The 20,087-nt window shown below is 44.0% G+C and carries 15 protein-coding genes and 4 tRNA genes; 10 read left to right on the top strand and 9 right to left on the bottom strand.

Annotation, left to right across the window (positions count from 1 at the left end):
- From Q4519_RS04405 to murB, 7 genes are all read right to left on the bottom strand, one after another.
- Nucleotides 1-89, bottom strand: an 89-nt coding sequence (locus Q4519_RS04405; RefSeq protein WP_208321400.1) for a GTP-binding protein, incomplete at its 3' end; no start/stop codon positions are given.
- 74 nt (nucleotides 90-163) lie between these two features.
- Nucleotides 164-239 (bottom strand) — tRNA-Thr (locus Q4519_RS04400).
- A 9-nt stretch (nucleotides 240-248) separates the two neighbouring features.
- Nucleotides 249-323, bottom strand: a tRNA-Gly gene (locus Q4519_RS04395).
- Between the two features lie 43 nt (nucleotides 324-366).
- A tRNA-Tyr gene (locus Q4519_RS04390) sits at nucleotides 367-450 on the bottom strand.
- Between the two features lie 18 nt (nucleotides 451-468).
- A tRNA-Thr gene (locus Q4519_RS04385) sits at nucleotides 469-544 on the bottom strand.
- Between the two features lie 153 nt (nucleotides 545-697).
- The gene (gene birA / locus Q4519_RS04380; protein ID WP_303509921.1) at nucleotides 698-1,672 is read right to left on the bottom strand and encodes a bifunctional biotin--[acetyl-CoA-carboxylase] ligase/biotin operon repressor BirA; all 975 of its coding nucleotides are present in this window, start codon (nucleotides 1,670-1,672) and stop codon (nucleotides 698-700) included.
- Nucleotides 1,673-1,701: 29 nt separating this feature from the next.
- Complete coding sequence (murB, locus tag Q4519_RS04375; RefSeq protein ID WP_303509918.1) at nucleotides 1,702-2,772, bottom strand: UDP-N-acetylmuramate dehydrogenase; 1,071 nt, start codon at nucleotides 2,770-2,772, stop codon at nucleotides 1,702-1,704.
- 427 nt (nucleotides 2,773-3,199) lie between these two features.
- Between murB and Q4519_RS04370 the strand changes: the two genes are divergently transcribed.
- From Q4519_RS04370 to Q4519_RS04340, 7 genes are all read left to right on the top strand, one after another.
- Nucleotides 3,200-4,408, top strand: coding sequence for an ammonium transporter (locus tag Q4519_RS04370; RefSeq protein WP_303509916.1), 1,209 nt, complete (start codon nucleotides 3,200-3,202; stop codon nucleotides 4,406-4,408).
- A 211-nt stretch (nucleotides 4,409-4,619) separates the two neighbouring features.
- Nucleotides 4,620-5,354 (top strand): TetR/AcrR family transcriptional regulator, encoded by a 735-nt coding sequence (locus Q4519_RS04365; RefSeq protein ID WP_303509914.1) that lies wholly within the window; start codon nucleotides 4,620-4,622, stop codon nucleotides 5,352-5,354.
- A 128-nt stretch (nucleotides 5,355-5,482) separates the two neighbouring features.
- Nucleotides 5,483-7,843: an RND family transporter gene (locus Q4519_RS04360; RefSeq protein ID WP_303509910.1), complete on the top strand. Its 2,361-nt coding sequence runs from the start codon at nucleotides 5,483-5,485 to the stop codon at nucleotides 7,841-7,843.
- Between the two features lie 10 nt (nucleotides 7,844-7,853).
- Nucleotides 7,854-8,672 (top strand): outer membrane lipoprotein-sorting protein, encoded by an 819-nt coding sequence (locus Q4519_RS04355; RefSeq protein ID WP_303509908.1) that lies wholly within the window; start codon nucleotides 7,854-7,856, stop codon nucleotides 8,670-8,672.
- Between the two features lie 120 nt (nucleotides 8,673-8,792).
- Nucleotides 8,793-9,965, top strand: coding sequence for a hypothetical protein (locus Q4519_RS04350; RefSeq protein ID WP_303509906.1), 1,173 nt, complete (start codon nucleotides 8,793-8,795; stop codon nucleotides 9,963-9,965).
- A 160-nt stretch (nucleotides 9,966-10,125) separates the two neighbouring features.
- On the top strand, nucleotides 10,126-10,272 hold the full coding sequence (locus Q4519_RS04345; RefSeq protein WP_232800674.1) for a hypothetical protein: 147 nt from the start codon (nucleotides 10,126-10,128) through the stop codon (nucleotides 10,270-10,272).
- Nucleotides 10,273-10,509: 237 nt separating this feature from the next.
- The gene (locus tag Q4519_RS04340) at nucleotides 10,510-12,174 is read left to right on the top strand and encodes an ExeA family protein (RefSeq protein ID WP_303509904.1); all 1,665 of its coding nucleotides are present in this window, start codon (nucleotides 10,510-10,512) and stop codon (nucleotides 12,172-12,174) included.
- A gap of 176 nt (nucleotides 12,175-12,350) precedes the next feature.
- Here the strand turns inward: Q4519_RS04340 and ssb are convergent, their stop codons facing one another.
- Both ssb and Q4519_RS04330 read right to left on the bottom strand, forming a co-directional pair.
- Nucleotides 12,351-12,974 (bottom strand): single-stranded DNA-binding protein, encoded by a 624-nt coding sequence (ssb, locus tag Q4519_RS04335; RefSeq protein ID WP_232800676.1) that lies wholly within the window; start codon nucleotides 12,972-12,974, stop codon nucleotides 12,351-12,353.
- A 14-nt stretch (nucleotides 12,975-12,988) separates the two neighbouring features.
- Entirely contained in the window at nucleotides 12,989-14,359 is a 1,371-nt protein-coding gene (locus Q4519_RS04330; RefSeq protein ID WP_303509901.1) for an MFS transporter, read from the bottom strand.
- 300 nt (nucleotides 14,360-14,659) lie between these two features.
- Here Q4519_RS04330 and Q4519_RS04325 point away from each other — a divergent pair, with 300 nt between their 5' ends.
- From Q4519_RS04325 to Q4519_RS04315, 3 genes are all read left to right on the top strand, one after another.
- Complete coding sequence (locus Q4519_RS04325) at nucleotides 14,660-15,298, top strand: LuxR C-terminal-related transcriptional regulator (RefSeq protein ID WP_303509898.1); 639 nt, start codon at nucleotides 14,660-14,662, stop codon at nucleotides 15,296-15,298.
- Nucleotides 15,299-15,425: 127 nt separating this feature from the next.
- Complete coding sequence (gene uvrA / locus Q4519_RS04320) at nucleotides 15,426-18,251, top strand: excinuclease ABC subunit UvrA (RefSeq protein ID WP_303509895.1); 2,826 nt, start codon at nucleotides 15,426-15,428, stop codon at nucleotides 18,249-18,251.
- Nucleotides 18,252-18,266: 15 nt separating this feature from the next.
- Nucleotides 18,267-20,018, top strand: coding sequence for a PglL family O-oligosaccharyltransferase (locus tag Q4519_RS04315; protein WP_303509892.1), 1,752 nt, complete (start codon nucleotides 18,267-18,269; stop codon nucleotides 20,016-20,018).
- Nucleotides 20,019-20,087 lie beyond the last annotated feature (69 nt).

Raw genomic sequence — 20,087 nt, 5'->3', positions numbered from 1 at the left:
GCGGTTAGAGTTGTTTTACCATGGTCAACGTGACCAATGGTGCCCACGTTTACGTGAGGCTTATTACGTTCAAATTTTGCTTTAGACATGTTCGCCCCTCAGAGACAAATACGGTGAAAGATTTCACACTATGATTAAATTTTTGGATTAAAGCGACTAGAAATGGTGCTGATAGGCAGATTTGAACTGCCGACCTCACCCTTACCAAGGGTGCGCTCTACCAACTGAGCCATATCAGCATTTTGTATTGGAGCGGGCAGCGGGAATCGAACCCGCATCATCAGCTTGGAAGGCTGAGGTAATAGCCATTATACGATGCCCGCATCATGTTTCTAGTTGTCAATAAAGACCACTTTAAAACTTAGATGGTGGGGGGGGACGGATTCGAACCATCGAAGCTTTCGCGGCAGATTTACAATCTGCTCCCTTTGGCCACTCGGGAACCCCCCCAGTACTTAAATGATTAAATGGTGCCGACTACCGGAATCGAACTGGTGACCTACTGATTACAAGTCAGTTGCTCTACCTACTGAGCTAAGTCGGCTTCATTTAAGTGACGCGCATTCTATGTAATAGTTTTCGTTGTTGCAACAGTAAAAGTACAAAAAAATAAGATAAATCGACTGAGTGGGCAAACTTCATACAAAATCAGTAATTCAGCTCCTTCTGTGGTATGAAAAACCAGCACTAAAGCAACTCAACATCGCACATGAGCTAGCCGCAAAGAAATTTCGCCACCGATAAAAGGCTTGATCACCCCGTGTTGCTCAACTAGCAAAGCCCCCTGAGCGTCAATCCCTCGCGCAATACCTGAAATAGTCTTCGGGCCAATGATCAAATTAACGGGTTGATTAATAAACGCATCAAGGGCTTGCCAACGCGTCAAGAAAGGCTCCAGTCCCGCTTGCTCATAAAGTGACAAGCTTTGTTCTAATGCCATAATCAGCCTTGCGGCCAATTGATTACGGCCAACACCACTCGCGCCCATTTGATGTAAATCGGTCCACGGTTGATCAATTCCTTCTGCCGCCGCTGCTGGCATCTTCACATTAAGGCCTAGCCCTATCACAAGCTGACATGGCCCAGCAGCCTGAGCTGACATTTCGACTAAAATCCCAGCCAACTTTTTCCCAGCGACATAAATATCATTGGGCCATTTTAGCTGAACGCCGCTAACACCTAAGGATTCAAGTGCGTTTACTGTTGCAATACCTGTCACCAAGCTCAGCCCCATTGCCGCCCCCATGCCCGCTTCAAGCTGCCAGTACATGGATAAATACAAATGGGAACCAAATGGCGATACCCATTGTCGCCCACGCCGACCACGCCCCGCCGTTTGGCATTCAGCCATACAAGTTGCCCCAGGGGTCAACTGATCTAACCGATCTAATAAATATTGATTAGTGGAATCAAGCACCGGAAATACATCTACCGCTTTTTGCTCCGACAACGAACGGATCAAGGCTTCATCTAATAACTCAATTGGCGCAACCAACTTATAGCCTTTACCTTTTACACTGTGAATATCCAGCCCTAATGCTTCGGCATGTTTGATATAGTTACTAATTGAGGTACGAGTCACCCCTAATTGCTCGCCTAACCATTCGCCAGAATAGAACTGGCCATCCGCTAACAGTTGGATCAAGAGATTGATATTCTTCTTAGTTGTCATCACAGCGCCACCTAATATTAATTCAAAATTTAAGCTTCTTGCTCAACGTCTATCGCATCGCGCTCTAGTTGCAACATGATATCATCAAGGGTTGTTTCCCCATCTGCAGCTATAAAGCGCACTTCATGTTCGAGTAAAACACCAAACCGCTCAGCTACTTGATTTCGCACTAACCAAGCCAACTCAATCACATCTTTAGGCGTTGCACCGCCTTGATTAACCAATACCAAAGCTTGTTTCTGGTGAACCTTCGCACCACCGACTTGTCGTCCTTTTAAACCACATTGGTCGATCAACCAGCCGGCAGCAAGCTTTTTAATATTCTCGGCACCTGTGTCATAAATAGGTAACTCTGGATAAGCAATCGCCAGTGCTTGCGCTTGCGCTGCTGGCACCTCTGGGTTTTTAAAAAAGCTACCGGCGTTACCTAAGGTACTCGGATCAGGAAGTTTTTCTGACCTGACTTGGCACACCAGATCGTAAATTTGTTGCGCACTCGCCGCTTCTGGCAACTGCTTCAAATCGCCATAACTTAAGGTGCGCAGCCACTGTTTAGGTAAGCGAAACACAACCTCAACAATAAGATGGGTGTTTTTATACTCATGCTTAAACACACTGTCGCGATAAGCGAATTGGCATGCTTGATGTGACAACGTTTGCCACTCACCGTCAGCTAAGCGATACGATCTAACACTGTCGATGAAGTCTTTTACTTCAACCCCATAAGCACCAATATTTTGCACTGGTGTGGCTCCAACACAGCCGGGGATTAACGCTAGGTTTTCTAAACCATGATAGCCATTAGCCAAACACCAAGTTACAAACTCATGCCAATTTTCACCGGCACCAACAGTAATCAACCAATCATCGCCATCATCTACTACTGTTTTTCCTTTGAAATCAGGTTTGATGAGCACCCCATTAAAGTCTTCACAAAAAAGTAAGTTACTGCCACCGGCAAGAATAAAATGCGGGCTATCTGGTTGATAAGTAAAATCGTCTAAGTCACTTTCTGACGCCAACGTCACTAAGGTATGCGCTTTCACATCAAGAGCGAAAGAATTGAAATCAAGCAATGACTGTTGCTGGGAAATGATCATATAGAAGGCCTAAATCAAAATATCAGCGCAGCATTATACTGAAAATGTTCGACTAAAGCCCGACCCAAAATAAAACCTTTATCGGAAGGACTACTGTACCAAAGCACCAATTAAGGGCAGATCTACCCCACCTTGCACCAATATAGACCACTCATAGGGTAAAACAGGGCGCTAACATTTGTTTGTCACCACCAGCGCGCCATTACCAAGCCCCACCTCGCAGCAAGCGCACCATAAAAAGTCACAATTAACATTTATGGCATAAAACCTGCTGTATCAGCTCAGACAAGGATTGAGCTGACACGAACCTTGAGTGCTTAGCCAAAATAATAATCAACTCCTTGCAACACCTAAAACTTACAACTGAGAGACAACCGCTTTATGACAGCCTAGGGGAACACCCAGGCAGGAAGCAAAGGGAGAGACAGTGGACAATATCAACAGCGCAGTAGAAACCTTAGTGCAAAGTTCAAACACTTTATTTATTTTACTTGGTGCCATTATGGTACTGGCGATGCACGCAGGCTTTGCCTTCTTAGAGGTGGGCACAGTACGTCAGAAAAACCAAGTTAATGCATTAGTGAAAATTATCGCCGACTTTGGCTTTTCTGCCGTGATTTACTTCTTCATAGGTTATTGGATAGCTTACGATGTGACGTTTTTATCGCCTGCTAGTGAACTGACCACAGCGAACGGCTATGAATTAGTAAAATTCTTCTTTTTGCTTACTTTCGCCGCGGCTATTCCTGCGATTATCTCAGGTGGTATTGCTGAGCGGGCGAAATTCTACCCGATGCTCGCCGCATCAGGTTTAATTGTTGGGTTTGTTTACCCTTTCTTTGAAGGCGTGATTTGGAATGGCAACTACGGCTTTCAAGCTTGGCTAGAAACAAGCTTTGGCGCAAGTTTCCATGATTTTGCAGGTTCGGTGGTTGTTCATGGCGTCGGCGGTTGGTTAGCTTTAGTGGCGGTATACTTTCTTGGTATTCGTAATGGCCGTTACCGAAACGGCAAGTTAGTCGCTTTCGCGCCTTCTAATATTCCATTTCTTGCTTTAGGCGCGTGGATTTTAACGGTCGGTTGGTTCGGTTTTAACGTGATGTCGGCACAGACGATGGACGGGATTTCCGGCCTGGTTGCGGTAAATTCATTGATGGCTATGGTTGGCGGCATCATCGTTTCATTACTGGTCGGAAAGAATGACCCCGGCTTTATTCATAATGGCCCTTTAGCAGGTTTGGTCGCAGTATGTGCTGGCTCGGATTTAATGCACCCTATTGGTGCTTTGCTAACCGGTGGTATTGCTGGCGGCTTATTTGTGGTGCTATTCACTTACTTACAAAACCGCATGAAACTTGATGATGTACTCGGTGTGTGGCCTCTACATGGTGTGTGTGGTGCTTGGGGCGGTATTGCAGCGGGCATTTTTGGCACTGAAGCGCTCGGCGGACTGGGCGGAGTGAGCCTGATGTCACAAGTCATTGGCACTTTAGCGGGCATAATGGTCGCACTGATTGGTGGTGTTATCGTATACGGCATTCTTGCCAAATCAGTAGGCTTACGCATGACTCAAGAAGATGAGTATCATGGGGCTGATTTAAGCATTCACAAAATAGGGTCAATCAGTGAAGATTAATCACTGATGGTTTTATTATTCAAAGCGGGTAAAGCCCGCTTTTTTTATTTTTCAAAAATATAATTGACATCACCATAAGATGAATCTAAATTAATGACGAATCGTCAAACGTGGACGTTCGGTCAGCTTTAGTGTTCGTGCGCCAAATCATGGCTGAGCATGCTGAAGACACGTATAATTCATTTTATGTATTAAAAGAATGTGGCGAACGATGACAACACAAATAAGAAAGGCAAGAGAAGTAGCAGAGCGTGAAGAACTACTGATCGATTTAGCCATAGAGATTATTGAAGAGCATAGTTTTGCACAGCTAACGATGGATAAGTTAACTGCCCGCTCTGAGTATTCGAAGGGAACGGTATATAACCATTTTACAAGTAAAGAGGATTTATGGTGTGCGCTGTGCGCTCGAGGGCTGAGACTGCAAAAAAGTATGTTCGGGAAGTTAGCCAATTTTAAAGGCAATAGTCGAGAGCGCATACTGGCACTTAGTTTTGGTTATGAGCTGTTTACCTTGTGTTATCCCATTTTAACTATGATGTCATTAAGGGTGATGAGCCCGGCTGTGTTAGAAAAAGCTTCTCCTACTCGAATAAAAGAGCTCGCGGAGACTGAAGATGAAATGGTTGAAATGCTCAAAGGCATGGTTGAAACGGCAATGGCCAAAGGTGAATTAAGTCGACGCTATGAAGATAACCTCTATCAAGTGACGTTCGCTATTTGGGCGATGAGTTTTGGCTCTGTCACTATTTTACGCAACACGACGCCAACCCCTTGTCCATGCTTGGGGCGTATTGACGCAGATTCAGCGGTATTGATTAATGCCTCGGTTGTATTAGATGGGCTACAATGGCAGCCCTACTCATGGGATTGGGATTACAAAGCCAGTTGGCGGCGTATTGCTGAGGAAGTATTTTCTGAAGAGTTAGCTACATTAAATAAGTAGCCAACAATGAACATTTATAAAAAGCCAGTTAGCTGGTTTTTTTACAACAACAAATGACGATTAGTCACTTTATGATTAATCGTCATATTTTTACTTAGATAATGACGAAACGTCATAGTGAGGACGTAATGCAAAATACTAGCCCCCCTAACACAGCAAGATGGCAAACTTGGGTTGTAGAACGCCCCATAGCAAGCCTATTAGCCACCTTGATGGTTCTTTTTGCCTTCGCCTTTGGTGTAAGCAAATTATATTTCGATGGTGACTATCGAGTGTTCTTTGGCCCTGACAATCCTCAACTGCAAGCTTTTGAGCGGATGCAAAATGTTTACAGTAAGTCAGATGCGGTTAGCTTCATCATCGCCCCCAAGTCAGGTAATGTATTCAGCGATCAAACTCTGAGTCAGATCCATCAAATGACCAAAGAGTCTTGGCAAACCCCCTACTCAACACGGGTTGATTCAATTACTAATTTTCAACATACCCGAGCAGAAGAAGATGACTTGCTGGTTGAAGATTTGTTACTTGAAACCAATCTATTGAGTCCAGATAAGAAAGATGCAATCCGCCAAGTTGCCCTAACACAACCTGAGTTACTCAATAAGTTAGTCGGCGAAAATGGTGCTGTCACTATTATCAACGTTACCGTACAACTGCCAGAAATAGATCCCTTAACAGAGGGGCCTGCCGTTGCCGCCTTTGCTAAAGAACTAAAAGCTAAGTATGAAGCACTCTATCCTGACACCGACATCCGCATGTCTGGTTTAGTCATGCTTAACGACGCATTTGCCACCTATGCGCAAAGTGATTCCAGCACCTTAGTGCCAGGCATGTTCTTGGCTATCTTACTGATGCTAGCTTTTCTGCTACGTTCCATTTTGAGCACTATTGCATCGTTAGCGGTGATCATCGCGACTATCGCCGCCACCTTAGGCGTGTCTGGCTGGCTTGGTATTCCCCTTACCACTCCAACGGTCAATGTACCCACCATTGTAATGACATTAGCAGTGGCTGACTGCGTACACATTATTAGCAGCATGTTACTTGCTATGCGCCGTGGCGAAACCAAAAAACAGGCTATTTACAGTAGTTTGACCATCAACCTTAGGCCCGTATTTATCACCAGTGCAACGACAGCCATTGGCTTTTTATCACTTAATTTTTCTGACTCACCGCCGTTACGTGATTTAGGTAATTTAGTTGCCGTAGGCATGTTATTCGCCTTTTTATTTTCCATCACCTTACTACCGGCCTTACTGAGCTTACTCCCCATTAAAGTTAAAGCGCAGCCAAATCCATCGGCCAATATGCAGCGTGCAGCTCTTTGGGTGATTAAGAAGCAAAAACAGGTGTTAGGTTTTGGCGTTATTATCGTGGCGGCATTGGCATCACAAGTGCCAAACAATCAAGTTAATGATGACGCATTGAAATATTTCAGTACCGATACCACCTTTCGCCAAGACTCCGATTTTATGGCTGAGCATATTTCAGGCATGACTAGCCTTGAGTTTGGTCTTGATAGTGGTATGAGTAATGGCATCAACGATCCGGCTTTTCTAAAGCAGCTTGCTGAATTTACTGCGTGGCTCCGAGCCCAACCAGAGACCGATCACGTCTTATCCCTTTCAGATACCATCAAGCGTCTCAATAAGAACATGCATGGTGATGATAACTCGCAATATCGCTTACCCGATGAAAAGGAGTTAGCTGCACAGTATCTCTTAATGTATGAAATGAGCTTGCCCTATGGCTTAGATTTGAACAACCAAATCAACATCGATAAGTCTGCCACCCGCGTAGTTGCCACCTTTAAAAACCTTGGTAGCACTGAGATATTAGCCCTCGAGCACAGAGCTGATGCTTGGTTCCAGCAGCATGCGCCTAACTTACAAGTGGACATAGCGAGTACTAGTTCGATGTTTGCTCACGTCGGTGAGCGTAACATGAGCAGCATGTTAATTGGGACGGCCTTTGCACTGGTATTAATTTCCGCTCTACTTGGTGTAGCCCTACGTTCATGGCGCCTTGGCTTTATCAGTTTGCTGCCTAACATTCTGCCTGGCTTAGCTGGCTTTGGTTTATGGTCTTTGGTCAATGGTGAAATTAACCTTGCTTTGTCTATTGTTTCTAGCTTAACACTGGGGATCGTTGTCGATGACACGGTGCACTTTTTAAGCAAATACCAACACGCTCGTAAGCAAGGGCAAGATACCGAACAGTCCGTTATTTATGCTTTTACCAGCGTTGGTCGAGCACTACTGATTACTACCTTGGTTATCTGTATCGGCTTTGGCATTTTAACCCAATCCAATTTTGCTATGAACGCAGACATGGGATTACTCACTAGTATCGTTGTTATGATCGCATTGCTGATTGACCTGCTAATTTTACCCGCGTTTTTACTGGTATTTGACCGCAAACCTAAGTTGGCAAGCAATACAAAAACCAGTAATAGCGAGCCTCAATTAACTTCTCTAGCCAATTCATAGGAACCCTATAATGAAAAAAATATATTTACCACTATCACTTACCGTCGCGCTTGTTGCAACGGCGGCCATGAGCCCAGTGCTAGCCAGCGATAATCAAGGCTTAAGCATCATGCAAGAGCGTAAACTGCGCGACACCGGTTGGCGCAGTAGTGAAGCAACCTTAGCAATGCACCTAACTAATGCGCAAGGACAGACCAGCACCCGCAATCTAAGAATGAAAAACTTGGAAGTCGCAGGTGATGGTGATAAGTCGCTGAGTATTTTTGATACGCCACATGATGTTCAAGGCACCGCTTTTTTAAGCTTCTCTCACGTCACTGGCGCCGATGACCAATGGCTCTATCTACCTGCACTCAAACGGGTTAAACGCATTGCATCACGTAATAAGTCGGGTCCCTTTATGGGCAGTGAATTTGCCTACGAAGATCTCAGTTCATTCGAAGTCGAAAAGTATCGCTATCAGTACTTAGGTGAAGCCGACATTGGCGGGGAAAAGACTTGGAAAATTGAAAATATCCCTACTGACCAGTATTCAGGCTATAGCAAATTAATTACTTGGATCGATCAGCAACACTATCGAGTGTTAAAGACAGAATATTACGACCGAAAAAGCGCGTTACTGAAAACCTTAACCTTTAGTGATTATCAAGCTTATGAGGTGAAACAAGAAACAGGTGATGAAAACAAACGCTTTTGGCGCGCAAACCTGCTAGCAATTGAAAATCATCAAACGGGTAAAAGTACAAAATTGAATTTTAGTGAATATCGCTTCGATACAGGGCTTACTGAAGCCGACTTTAACAAAAGTAAACTCAAGCGCGCCCGTTAAGTTTATTGGGAGGGAATACCTCCCACTTTTTCTTTGAAAAAATAGTCTTATACCCAATCGACCAAGGGATACTTGGGTATATAACAAATGTAATCAGCAAATGCTGATCAAGGAAGTATAATGAAACCATACTTTGCAGCAGCGCTGCTTAGCGCTTTTCACTTACCCGCAACAGCTGTCGAGATACAAGGCTCGATCAGCTTACAACAACGTAGTTTTGTTGAATCTGCGCAATTTTCACATCAAGGTGATAACCAAACCTCGATTGCCATTGAGCCAGAATTATACCTGCCTTGGAATGATGGCCAAGACGCTTTTATTTTCACCCCATTTGCTCGCCTTGATAGTCTCGACGATGAGCGTAGTCATTGGGATATTCAGGAAGCTAAGTGGGTTCATTTACGTGATGATTGGGAGTTTGAGCTAGGACTTGGCATTGTCTTTTGGGGGGTAACCGAATCACAACACCTAGTCGATGTGATCAATCAAACGGATCAGGTTGAAACCGTCAATGGCGATCGCAAACTCGGCCAGCCCATGGCACATTTGAGTTTGATCCGCGATTGGGGGGTAGTCAATGCGTTTATCTTGCCCGGGTTCAGGGAGCGAACCTTTGCAGGCGAAAAAGGTCGTTTACGAACGCCATTAGTGGTTAATCCTGACCAGGCTCAATACGAGTCATCAGCTAAAGCGAAACATATTGATTTTGCGCTGCGCTGGAGTCGTACCTTTGGTGACTGGGATGTCGGTGTCGCGGGCTTTAAAGGCACTGACCGAGAGCCTATTTTACAGCCCTACAATCAAAACAAACTCGTTCCTTATTATCAACAAATGTGGCAGATTAGCACCGATATTCAAGCCACATTGGGCGAGTGGCTGTGGAAAATAGAAGCGTTACATAAAGAGGGGCAATTTGAACACTATCAAGCTGGCGTTGCAGGTTTTGAATACACCCTGATAGGTCTAGCTGATACTAATATCGATTTAGGCCTATTAAGCGAGTATAACTGGGACCAACGCGGCTTAAACGCCAGTACTCCGTATCAAAACGATCTTTTTCTCGGAACTCGGTTGGTTTTTAATGATGTCGATGGCTCGGAAATATTACTTGGAGTGGCGCGAGATTTAGAACAGATGAGCTACTCAGGCCGCATCGAAGCCAGTACCCGATTTGGTCAACATTGGCGATTAAACCTAGAAGCTTGGCTGTTCTACAGTAGCGAAAGCAACGACCCACTTTATAGCTTGAAAGATGACGATATGCTAAGTATTAACCTTGAATATTTTTTCTGACAGAGACCATAGTAAAAATCTAACAAATTGTTTCGTCTATGATTAAAAAATAGTCTAGAGTTTATTAATGCATTACATTGCGCCGTCTAATGCTAAAGTCGAATATACACAGAAACGAAAAAACTGCATAACATAGTCGTAACATATAGGGAGATAAAAAATGCATGCATATTTACCTGCCATCGACGTATTGATGTGCCATTGTGGAATTAGCTTTGAAGAGGCTTGCGAACAACTTGGAGTGAATATGGCTGAACTGACGGAATCAGATAGCCGTGAAAAATATCTTCAAGTATCAGAGAAATGAAATAATTTTTTGTTGTAGTAACCAAGCGGTAGAAATGATAAAACCCAGCTATATAGCTGGGTTTTCTTACTGATTATTTTTCTTTTCGATAAATTTAGCTCAAAACACGGCTAATGATTCCAATATCACTAACAACTCAGTAGAATCCAGCTTAAACGAAGTGAAATCCTCTATGGTTTTATTTAGAATAGCTGAAGGATCAGCACATTACCTTCACGGCAAGGATGTGAGTCAAAGATGTACTATGACTTTTTTGGGCTAAGAGAAAATCCATTTTCAATCGTTCCAGCACCTGATTACTTTTACCTGACTGAGCGTCATGAGCAGGCGCTGGCTCATTTGATGTATAGCTTACAAGGTGGAACGGGTGGCTTTGTCTTATTAACTGGAGAAGTTGGCACCGGTAAAACCATCGTTTGCCGCACTTGGCTTGCCGGCCTCTCCGAGCAAACCTCGCTTGCCTATATCATCAACCCTTCGGTTAGCGAAATTGAGCTACTTGAAACCATCTGTGATGAATTTGCTATTCCATACCAGAGTGATCAAGACGACTTAAAAACCCTTTTTGAGCTCATAACTCATTACCTCCACCAGAATCACTACCAACAAAAGCATTCGGTGTTATTGATTGATGAAGCTCAGCTGTTAACCCCTTTGTCTCTTGAGCTACTTAAACTGCTGACTCAAATTGAGCTCGATGGGCAAAAGCTACTTAAAGTGGTACTCATCGGCCAGCCAGAACTGCTAGCACTGCTCAGAAAAGAATCGCTACTAGTACTGGCTCAAGGGATCCATGCGCGTTATCACTTGTTGCCATTGAACTACAAAGAGGTTTGCCTTTATGTCGCTCATCGCCTCCAAGTAGCCGGTTGTCGGTTAAAAGTGTTCAATCGTTTGGCACTTAAAGAATTACAACTCCATAGCAAAGGCATTCCACGCTTGATTAACCTGATTTGCGATCAATCCATGTTGGCAGCTTTCGCTAAAGGACAGCATCAAGTTTCAGCTAAAATAGTGCGACAAGTAGCCAACGAAATCCAAGGAATCCGCCATCACAGTGCACTGCAACAACTCATTCAGCCATACCGAGCGGTTGCTTTTAGCTGCATTGCTGCAGCCATTATAGGTTCAAGTATTATTACTTTGACTCCGCCAGCCAGCCAGCAGCCAATAAAAATAGGTGCTAACGACTCATGGTTTTTACCACTTTTCAATGAACAAGAAACCATCAAGATCAGTGCGCAATCAAAACAAGCCGTCAAAGATGGCAGCCCAGTCGGTAGCAATGACAACCGAGAAGCTCATTACCTTGAAAGTATCATCACTAACAGTCGCTCGCCGCACCAAGCGATGAAAAACCTCTATAAACTTTGGGGCTATACACTTGCTACCGAACGAGCCGATTGTCATACCGGACAAATAGTGGGCCTGCGCTGCTTAAGAGATACCGCAAACCTTGAACAACTGAAAACAATGAACCATCCCGCGGTGGTAAAAATGCGAGACACTAATCAGCAACCATACTATGCCACCTTAGCCAAACTTTATCGTGGCGTAGAGCTATTAGTCGACGGCAGTCATATTCGCGTCAGTGAATCTTGGTTCAATGCCCATTGGACTGGAGAATACACCCTACTTTGGAAAGCGCCTTTACAATTTAAGGAATACCTAAAGAGAGGCGATCAAGGGCTAGCTGTTAGTTGGTTAAGTGAAAGCTTGTCCTTGTTACAATCAAACAATGTCACTATAACAGATCACTTTGATCTGACAGTTGAACAAGCATTAAAGCAGTTCCAACAACAAGAGCAGCTCATTCCAGACGGTATTGCGGGTACGAAAACGTTACTGCAGCTTAATTTAAAAGTGCGACCAGAGCAGCCACGTTTAGTCTTCACAAACTAGACTCAATTCAGCCAGCTTGTATGATGCAGGTAGCTTAATCGCCATAGTGTGCTAAAGACTCTCTTACCCTTATTGCCATATCAAGATAAATAACATCAAGCACCGAACATTATTATGAAAAAGGGCCTGTAACAACAGACCCTTAATAAACTTAATAGGTATTTTGTGCCTGTTTCCTAGAACGGAATATCGTCGTCAAAATCCATTGGGGGCTCATTATAGGTTGGCTGTGACGCAGGTTTCTGTTGTGGCGCTTGCGCAGGCGGAGCTTGATTATAAGCTGGCTGCTGTGGCGCTTGAGTAGGAGCAACATTCGGCTGTTGCGGTTGTCCCCAGCTTTGTTGTGGCTGAGCTTGCTGTTGGCCACCTTGAGGCGCACCATAACCACCTTGCTGGCTCCCCTGCTGACCACCATAACCGCCTTGGCCACCACCTTGCTGACCACCTTGACGACCACCAAGCATTTGCATGACACCACTATAACCTTGCACCACAATTTCAGTGGTGAAACGATCTTGACCTTGCTGATCTTGCCACTTACGTGTTTGCAATTGCCCTTCAATGTAAACTTGTGAGCCTTTACGAAGGTATTCACCAGCCACTTCCGCCAACTTACCGAACAAAGACACGCGGTGCCATTCGGTTTTTTCACGTTGTTCGCCGCTGGTTTTATCACGCCATGACTCAGACGTGGCAATAGTAATGTTAGCAACCGCACCACCGTTCGGTAGATAGCGAACCTCAGGATCTTGACCTAAGTTGCCAACCAAAATAACTTTGTTCACTCCACGAGTGGCCATAATCTTAACTCCCGTTAATTAACACACTTAATCAGCTTATGGGCCTGACTAAGTTCAAACTCTGTATGTTTTACTTTTAGATAAACTACACGCTCATAAGGTATAACAACAGCTTCAATTACCCCGGCTAATTGGGTTAATTGGCTCGCTAACTGCTCAGCCTGTTGTGTCTCCATGAGTTTAATACTTAATACATGATTGCGAATTTGACTAGGGTTACTCATGCCAAATGCGATGACCAACCAGCATAACATTAAACAGCCAATAAAAATAAATAAACCTTGCTCGCCAAAATAATTATAAGCTGTTCCGCCCACGACTCCGCCCAAAAAAGCGCCTAAAAACTGACTAGTGGAATAGATCCCCATCGCAGATCCCTTTGCACCAGCGGGCGCCAACATGGAGATAAACGCTGGCAGTGACGCCTCTAAAAAATTAAATGCAGTGAAGTATAAAAATACCGCTAGCAATATTAACCATAGCGGCATATTCGCGCAGGCCAATAAAAATAAGCTTGCCGCCATTAGTACAATCGAAAATAAAAAGAACTGCTTATTTTTTTGCTGACGAGCACCAATAATCAACATTGGAATAATGAATATAAAGGAAAGGATTAGGGCGGGGAAATACAATAACCAGTGCTGAGTCACCTCCAACCCCGCCGCCACTAATTTAAGTGGCAGCACCACAAACATCGCGGTCAATGTTAAATGCAGAACAAAAATTCCCGCATCTAAACGTAGTAACTCAGGCTTTTTCAGCAACTTTCCTAGTAACTGGGGAATCGCTACCGTTTCACCTGCTGGTGCTTTATGCACTACATCGGGTACGACGAACTTTACAATCAGTAAACCCAATATCGCCATCAGCGCAGTAAAATAGAAAAGTCCTGACAAACCAACAAATTGGGTCACTAGCGGCCCCACTACCATCGCCACCGCGAATGCTAGTCCAATACACACCCCGATCGTCGCCATCACCTTGGGACGTTGTTCTTCTCGGCTTGAATCGGCCGCAAGGGCCAAAATGGCACTGGCAATGGCGCCTAATCCTTGTACCGCTCGGCCAAGCGCCACACCATAAACAGAATCAGACATAGCTGCGATAACACTACCAATGGCAAAAACAATCAAACCAATAAAGATGACAGGTTTACGACCAATACGATCAGACAACATCCCCATCGGAATTTGAAATAGCGCTTGAGTTAAGCCATATGCCCCAATAGCTAAGCCAACCCAAAGTGGCGAGTAGCCATCAAGCTCTTTACCGTAGTAAGCAAAAACCGGCATGATCATAAACAGGCCCAACATTCTTAGGCCAAAAACAACGGCTAATGAAATAGATGCTCGCTTTTCGGTAGCATTTAATGCACTTTGACTCATGAGGCTTTTCTGACAGCTGAAATAGGCGGGGATGATAACATGATAGAAAACAAAAACGAAAACCCTTGCTCTAACTCGAAACATGGGTTCAATGTGCCGTTATATGGATAAAAAGCCACCAAATAATTGTCAATAATAATAAATTTATGTAATCTAAATTAGTATAAACAAACCTAATAACAAGGCGCTAGTTGGGTTTTATAACTAACTTGTTAATGCTAATGCTTTTTTAATGCTTCACTTATTTTTGATAGATGTATTAGTCTAAGCGCGCTGAAAAGCTATCAGGGAATGACTTTAATGAACAAACAACAGCATTTATTTTTAATTTCAGAAGACTCAATAGAGTCTGCTGCCCTGGTTCATTTTCTAAAGTTAAAACTGGCTGTGGACGTTGAATTGCTCAGTAGCCCCGAGCAACTGAACATTTCTCAGAACGTGGACACTGATTACTTCTTTCTTGTCAATTTGCAATATATATCAAGTGCAAACGAACAAGAGTGGCATCACGAGATAAATCAATGGACGACCAACACCAGCATTATTCTTTTCAATACTGACCCAGAGTTAGAGACACACTTGTTACAAGCTTGGCCGCTGTGTGCGGGCATTTTCCAAAAATCTGCTGACCAAGAACAGCTTATCAAAGGCATTAATTGTGTCTTTGCTGGCGAATATTGGTTTAGTCGTTCCACCATGACGTCACAACTTGCCACGCTACGTACTCGGCTTCACCGCCAGTACCAGCCATACGCAAAATTAACCAGTCGTGAGGTGGAAATATTAAAGCAAGTAATGACAGGGGCGTCGAATATGCAAATTGCCGACAACCTGTTTCTTAGTGAACATACGGTTAAATCGCATTTATATAATGTGTTTAAGAAGCTTAAAGTCAAAAACAGGCTGCAAGCTGTTAGCTGGGCAAGAGAATACATTTAAATTACACCGCTTTTTAGCTTAATTTAAAAGCCAGCAAGGATGCTGGCTTTTCTTATTCTAACTGTCTATTCATACAGTTAATACTGTGCGATACTCACTACTTTGATTTTGTTTACAGAGTGGCAACATGGATAACATTGAAGTCAGAGGCGCACGTACCCATAACCTTAAAAACATTAACCTAACAATCCCCCGTGATAAGTTAGTGGTGATCACTGGCCTATCTGGCTCAGGTAAATCCTCCCTCGCCTTTGATACCTTGTACGCAGAAGGGCAACGTCGATACGTTGAATCACTCTCGGCTTATGCGCGTCAGTTTCTTTCCTTAATGGAAAAACCCGATGTTGACCATATTGAAGGCCTCTCGCCTGCGATCTCAATTGAACAGAAATCAACCTCACACAACCCGCGCTCTACAGTGGGCACCATTACTGAAATTTATGACTATTTACGCCTGCTTTATGCCCGTGTTGGCGAGCCTAGGTGTCCGACCCATGATATCGCGCTAAATGCACAAACCATTAGTCAAATGGTCGACAAGGTACTAGAACTCCCCGAAGGCAGTAAATTAATGTTATTAGCCCCCGTTGTAAAAGAGCGGAAGGGTGAGCACGTTAAAACCCTGCAAGGTTTAGCGGCACAAGGGTTTATTCGCGCTCGTATTGATGGTGAAGTATGTGATTTATCTGATCCTCCGACACTCGACCTACACAAAAAGCACACCATTGAAGTCGTTGTCGACCGCTTTAAGGTACGCGGTGACATGCAGTTACGCTTGGCGGAATCATTTGAAACGACGTTAGCTTTATCTGGAGGGACGGCGGTAATCGGCTGGATGGATAACAGTGAACACGAAGAAGTAATTTTCTCGGCAAACTTTGCTTGTCCACAATGTGGCTACAGTATGCAAGAACTTGAGCCACGGATTTTTTCATTCAATAATCCTGCCGGCGCCTGTGGCACCTGTGACGGCTTAGGCGTGCAACAATACTTTGATAGTGAGCGAGTACTTACTGAGCCAAAGAAAAGCCTGGCAAATGGTGCGGTAAAAGGTTGGGACAAAAAGAATTTTTATTACTTCCAGATGCTTACCTCACTTGCAGAACACTATGGCTTTGATATCAACACGCCTTTTCAGGAGCTTGCTCAAGAGGCGCAGCAAGCTGTACTCCATGGCAGCGGCCGCAGCGAAATTGAATTCAAGTACATGAACGACCGTGGTGATGTCGTCGTCAGAAAGCATCCCTTTGAAGGCATCATTCCCAATATGCAACGCCGCTATAAAGATACTGAATCAAATGCAGTGCGTGAAGAGCTCGCTAAGTATCTTAACAGTCAACCTTGTCCAACTTGCCATGGCAGCCGTTTGCGCGAAGAAGCCCGCCATGTCTTTGTCAGTGATACCAACCTGCCCAAGGTGGCAACTATGTCCATCGGTGAGGCTACTGAATTTTTTAATGGTCTCGCTCTCACTGGCCAAAAAGCGCAAATAGCCGAGAAAATTTTAAAAGAAATTATCGAACGCTTAAGCTTCTTAGTTAATGTTGGCTTAAATTACTTGAGTTTAGAGCGCAGCGCTGAAACCTTATCCGGCGGTGAGGCGCAGCGGATCCGCTTAGCCAGCCAAATTGGCGCAGGGCTAGTGGGAGTAATGTATGTGCTTGATGAACCTTCGATAGGCTTACATCAACGCGATAATGAACGCTTACTTGGCACCTTGAATCACCTAAGAGATCTTGGCAATACCGTGATCGTAGTAGAGCACGATGAAGATGCTATCCGCACAGCAGATTACATCATTGATATAGGCCCAGGCGCAGGTGTCCATGGCGGTAGCATTATTGCTGAAGGAAGTTATGAAGAGATCTTAAAAAGTAAGGGGTCACTCACCGCTGACTACTTAAGTGGCCGTAAGTCTATTCCAATTCCTGATAAACGCACACCACTAACCAAAAAGTGGGTCAAGCTAAAGGGCGCAAGTGGCAATAACCTAAAAAATGTCAATTTAGACATACCTGTGGGTGTCATGACCTGTGTTACTGGTGTGTCTGGCTCCGGTAAATCAACCTTAATCAACGACACTTTTTACCGCATTGCACAGAAAGAGCTCAATAACGCCAGTTTAAATACACCAGCCCCCTTCAAAAGCATCTCAGGCTTACAACACCTTGATAAAGTGGTGGATATTGATCAAAGTCCAATTGGTCGAACACCACGCTCTAACCCCGCTACTTATACAGGTATTTTCACCGGTATTCGTGATTTGTTTGCGGGTACCCAAGAAGCAAGAAGCCGAGGCTATAAACCGGGCCGATTTAGCTTTAACGTTAAAGGCGGCCGCTGCGAGGCTTGTCAGGGTGATGGTGTAATAAAAGTAGAAATGCACTTCTTACCTGATGTTTACGTGCCTTGTGATGTTTGCGCGGGTAAACGCTACAACCGGGAAACATTAGAAGTTAAGTATAAAGGCAAAAATATTAACGAGGTACTTAACATGACGGTAGAAGACGCGCTAGAGTTTTTCGCTGCAGTGCCGGCTATGAACCGTAAGCTACAAACACTGCTTGATGTCGGTTTAAGTTATATCTGCCTTGGTCAGGCCGCTACCACATTATCGGGCGGCGAAGCGCAACGAGTGAAGCTGGCAAAAGAGCTATCTAAACGCAGTACTGGTAAAACCTTGTATATTCTCGATGAGCCTACCACAGGTTTACATTTCCATGATATAAAGCACTTGCTCGAAGTTTTGAATAAGCTTAGAGATCAAGGCAATACCGTCGTTATCATCGAACACAACCTCGATGTAATAAAAACTGCCGACTGGATCGTAGATTTGGGACCAGAAGGTGGCAGTGGTGGCGGTGAAATATTAATCTGCGGCAGACCAGAAGATATCTGCCAAGAAACACGCAGCCATACCGCGACATTTTTAGCTCCACTACTTAAGAAGTAAGGAACAAAAGAATCTATGGGTTCGTCTCGCTCACGCCTAAATATCATTTTTACTGTGGTATTTGCCTTATTTTTTTTGATAGGCATGCATTACTTTCAGCATAACCAAGGTGGAGCGGGGTTTGACCTTCCAATAAACCCAGTGGCGTGGTGCTTTATTTCTATTCTGATTGGTCTGGGGCTATGGCAAATCAGCATAGTACAAATCATTCGTTATAATGTGATGTCTATAGCTGGATTTATTGCATTTGCCTTACTTGTCATTCCAGTATTTTATGCCAATGGAATCTTTGCTGATGCTAGTTATGGCCGATTACTTGGGTTTATCGGCGGAATATTACTTTTATTTGCCATGCAACAGCTCAATTTTAGTAAACAGAATTGGTTGCTGTTACTGATTCTGATTGTCTGCGCAGGCTTTATCCAAAACCTCTACAGCCTTACTCAGATGTACCTGCTCAAGCCAGGGAATGTGTTTGGCTACGATGTTAACTATGGTCGCCCCTATGGCATTTTTCAGCAGCCTAATGTGTTAGCAAGCTTCACCGCAACGAGTTTGTTACTTTCCTGTTATCTTATTCAGAAATGGGCTCTAAAAGGCCGGCCTGCGCTAACGGCATTTTTACTTGTGCAGTGTTTTCTATCGGCTTGGGTGATCTATATCAGCGCTTCCAGAACCGGCTATTTAGGCGCTGTAATCGGGCTTATCTTAATCTCCCCTTGGTTATTTCAACAATCGAGAAAACGTTTTTCTTGCCTCATCATTGCCATCCCCCTCGGCCTCTCAATGCACTTTATGATAAGTGATGGTAGCGTATCCCGTAATAAAGAAGAACTAGCTAAAGCTGGTGCAAGAGCGCTGCAATACGAACAAAGTTGGCACATGATGCTGGAAAAACCCCTTACTGGTTGGGGTTACGGTAATTTTGAAGCCAGTTTTTTAACCAATCGTGCGGAGCGAATACAAGCAGAGGGAGTACCATTTGTCTTAGAGAATTTAACTCACCCCCATAATGAGCTAATGTACTGGGGGGTTGAAGGTGGCATTGTACCTTTGTTAGGCCTATTGATTTTAACCCTTACATTTATTTATTTACTTACTCGCTTTCCGTGGCGTAAAGCTTTGGCATTATTGGCTCTTGTATTCCCTCTAACTTTACACAGTCAAACGGAATACCCGTTTTATCACGCAGTGGCAACTTGGTTTGTATTCATAGTAATGGTCGCCTATATCAGTTTCAGCAGTAAGCACGAAAAAGCAATTATTTTTCGCCCTTATTTATTAGTAAAATCTAACGCCATACTGATTCCGCTACTCACTTGCGCTTTTATGATCAGCGCAGTGCATACAAATTACTTGGTCACTAAATTCGAGCGTTCGGGCAGAACGGATATTGACCTTTTGATGCGAGTTGTTAACCCACTGGCATTAACCACTAGGTTTGAATTCAATATCTTTACCTTACGTATGCTGGTTGGGGAAAAGTTAAACAAACCGGAAGAGCTAGAGGCTTATGTTGCTTGGGCGAGTGAATTTGTTAAACATACCCCAAGGGCCAATATTTACTATAATCTTGCTTACGCGTATCGCTTACTTGATCAAGAGCAGCAATCACAAGCTGTCATCAACTATGCTCGATTTTTATACCCCAATAATGAACTATTAAAAACAGACTTAGCAGAAGTAATGCGCGATGTCGAAAAAGCTCCCTCTGAAGTTGAAGAGATTTTGGACGAAATGAGCCAGCCTAACCAATTAATGAAGTGAGAACGAATTGTTATCTAGGCGTAAAAATTGCTTAATTTATAACCATAATATAGGCTGGTTTTTGCCTAC

The sequence above is a fragment of the Motilimonas sp. 1_MG-2023 genome (assembly GCF_030547455.1).
In the GTDB taxonomy this organism is placed as follows: domain Bacteria; phylum Pseudomonadota; class Gammaproteobacteria; order Enterobacterales; family CBDFNC01; genus Motilimonas.
The sequence above is the reverse complement of the archived record's forward strand: the minus strand, read 5'-3'. Positions and strand labels throughout refer to the sequence as shown.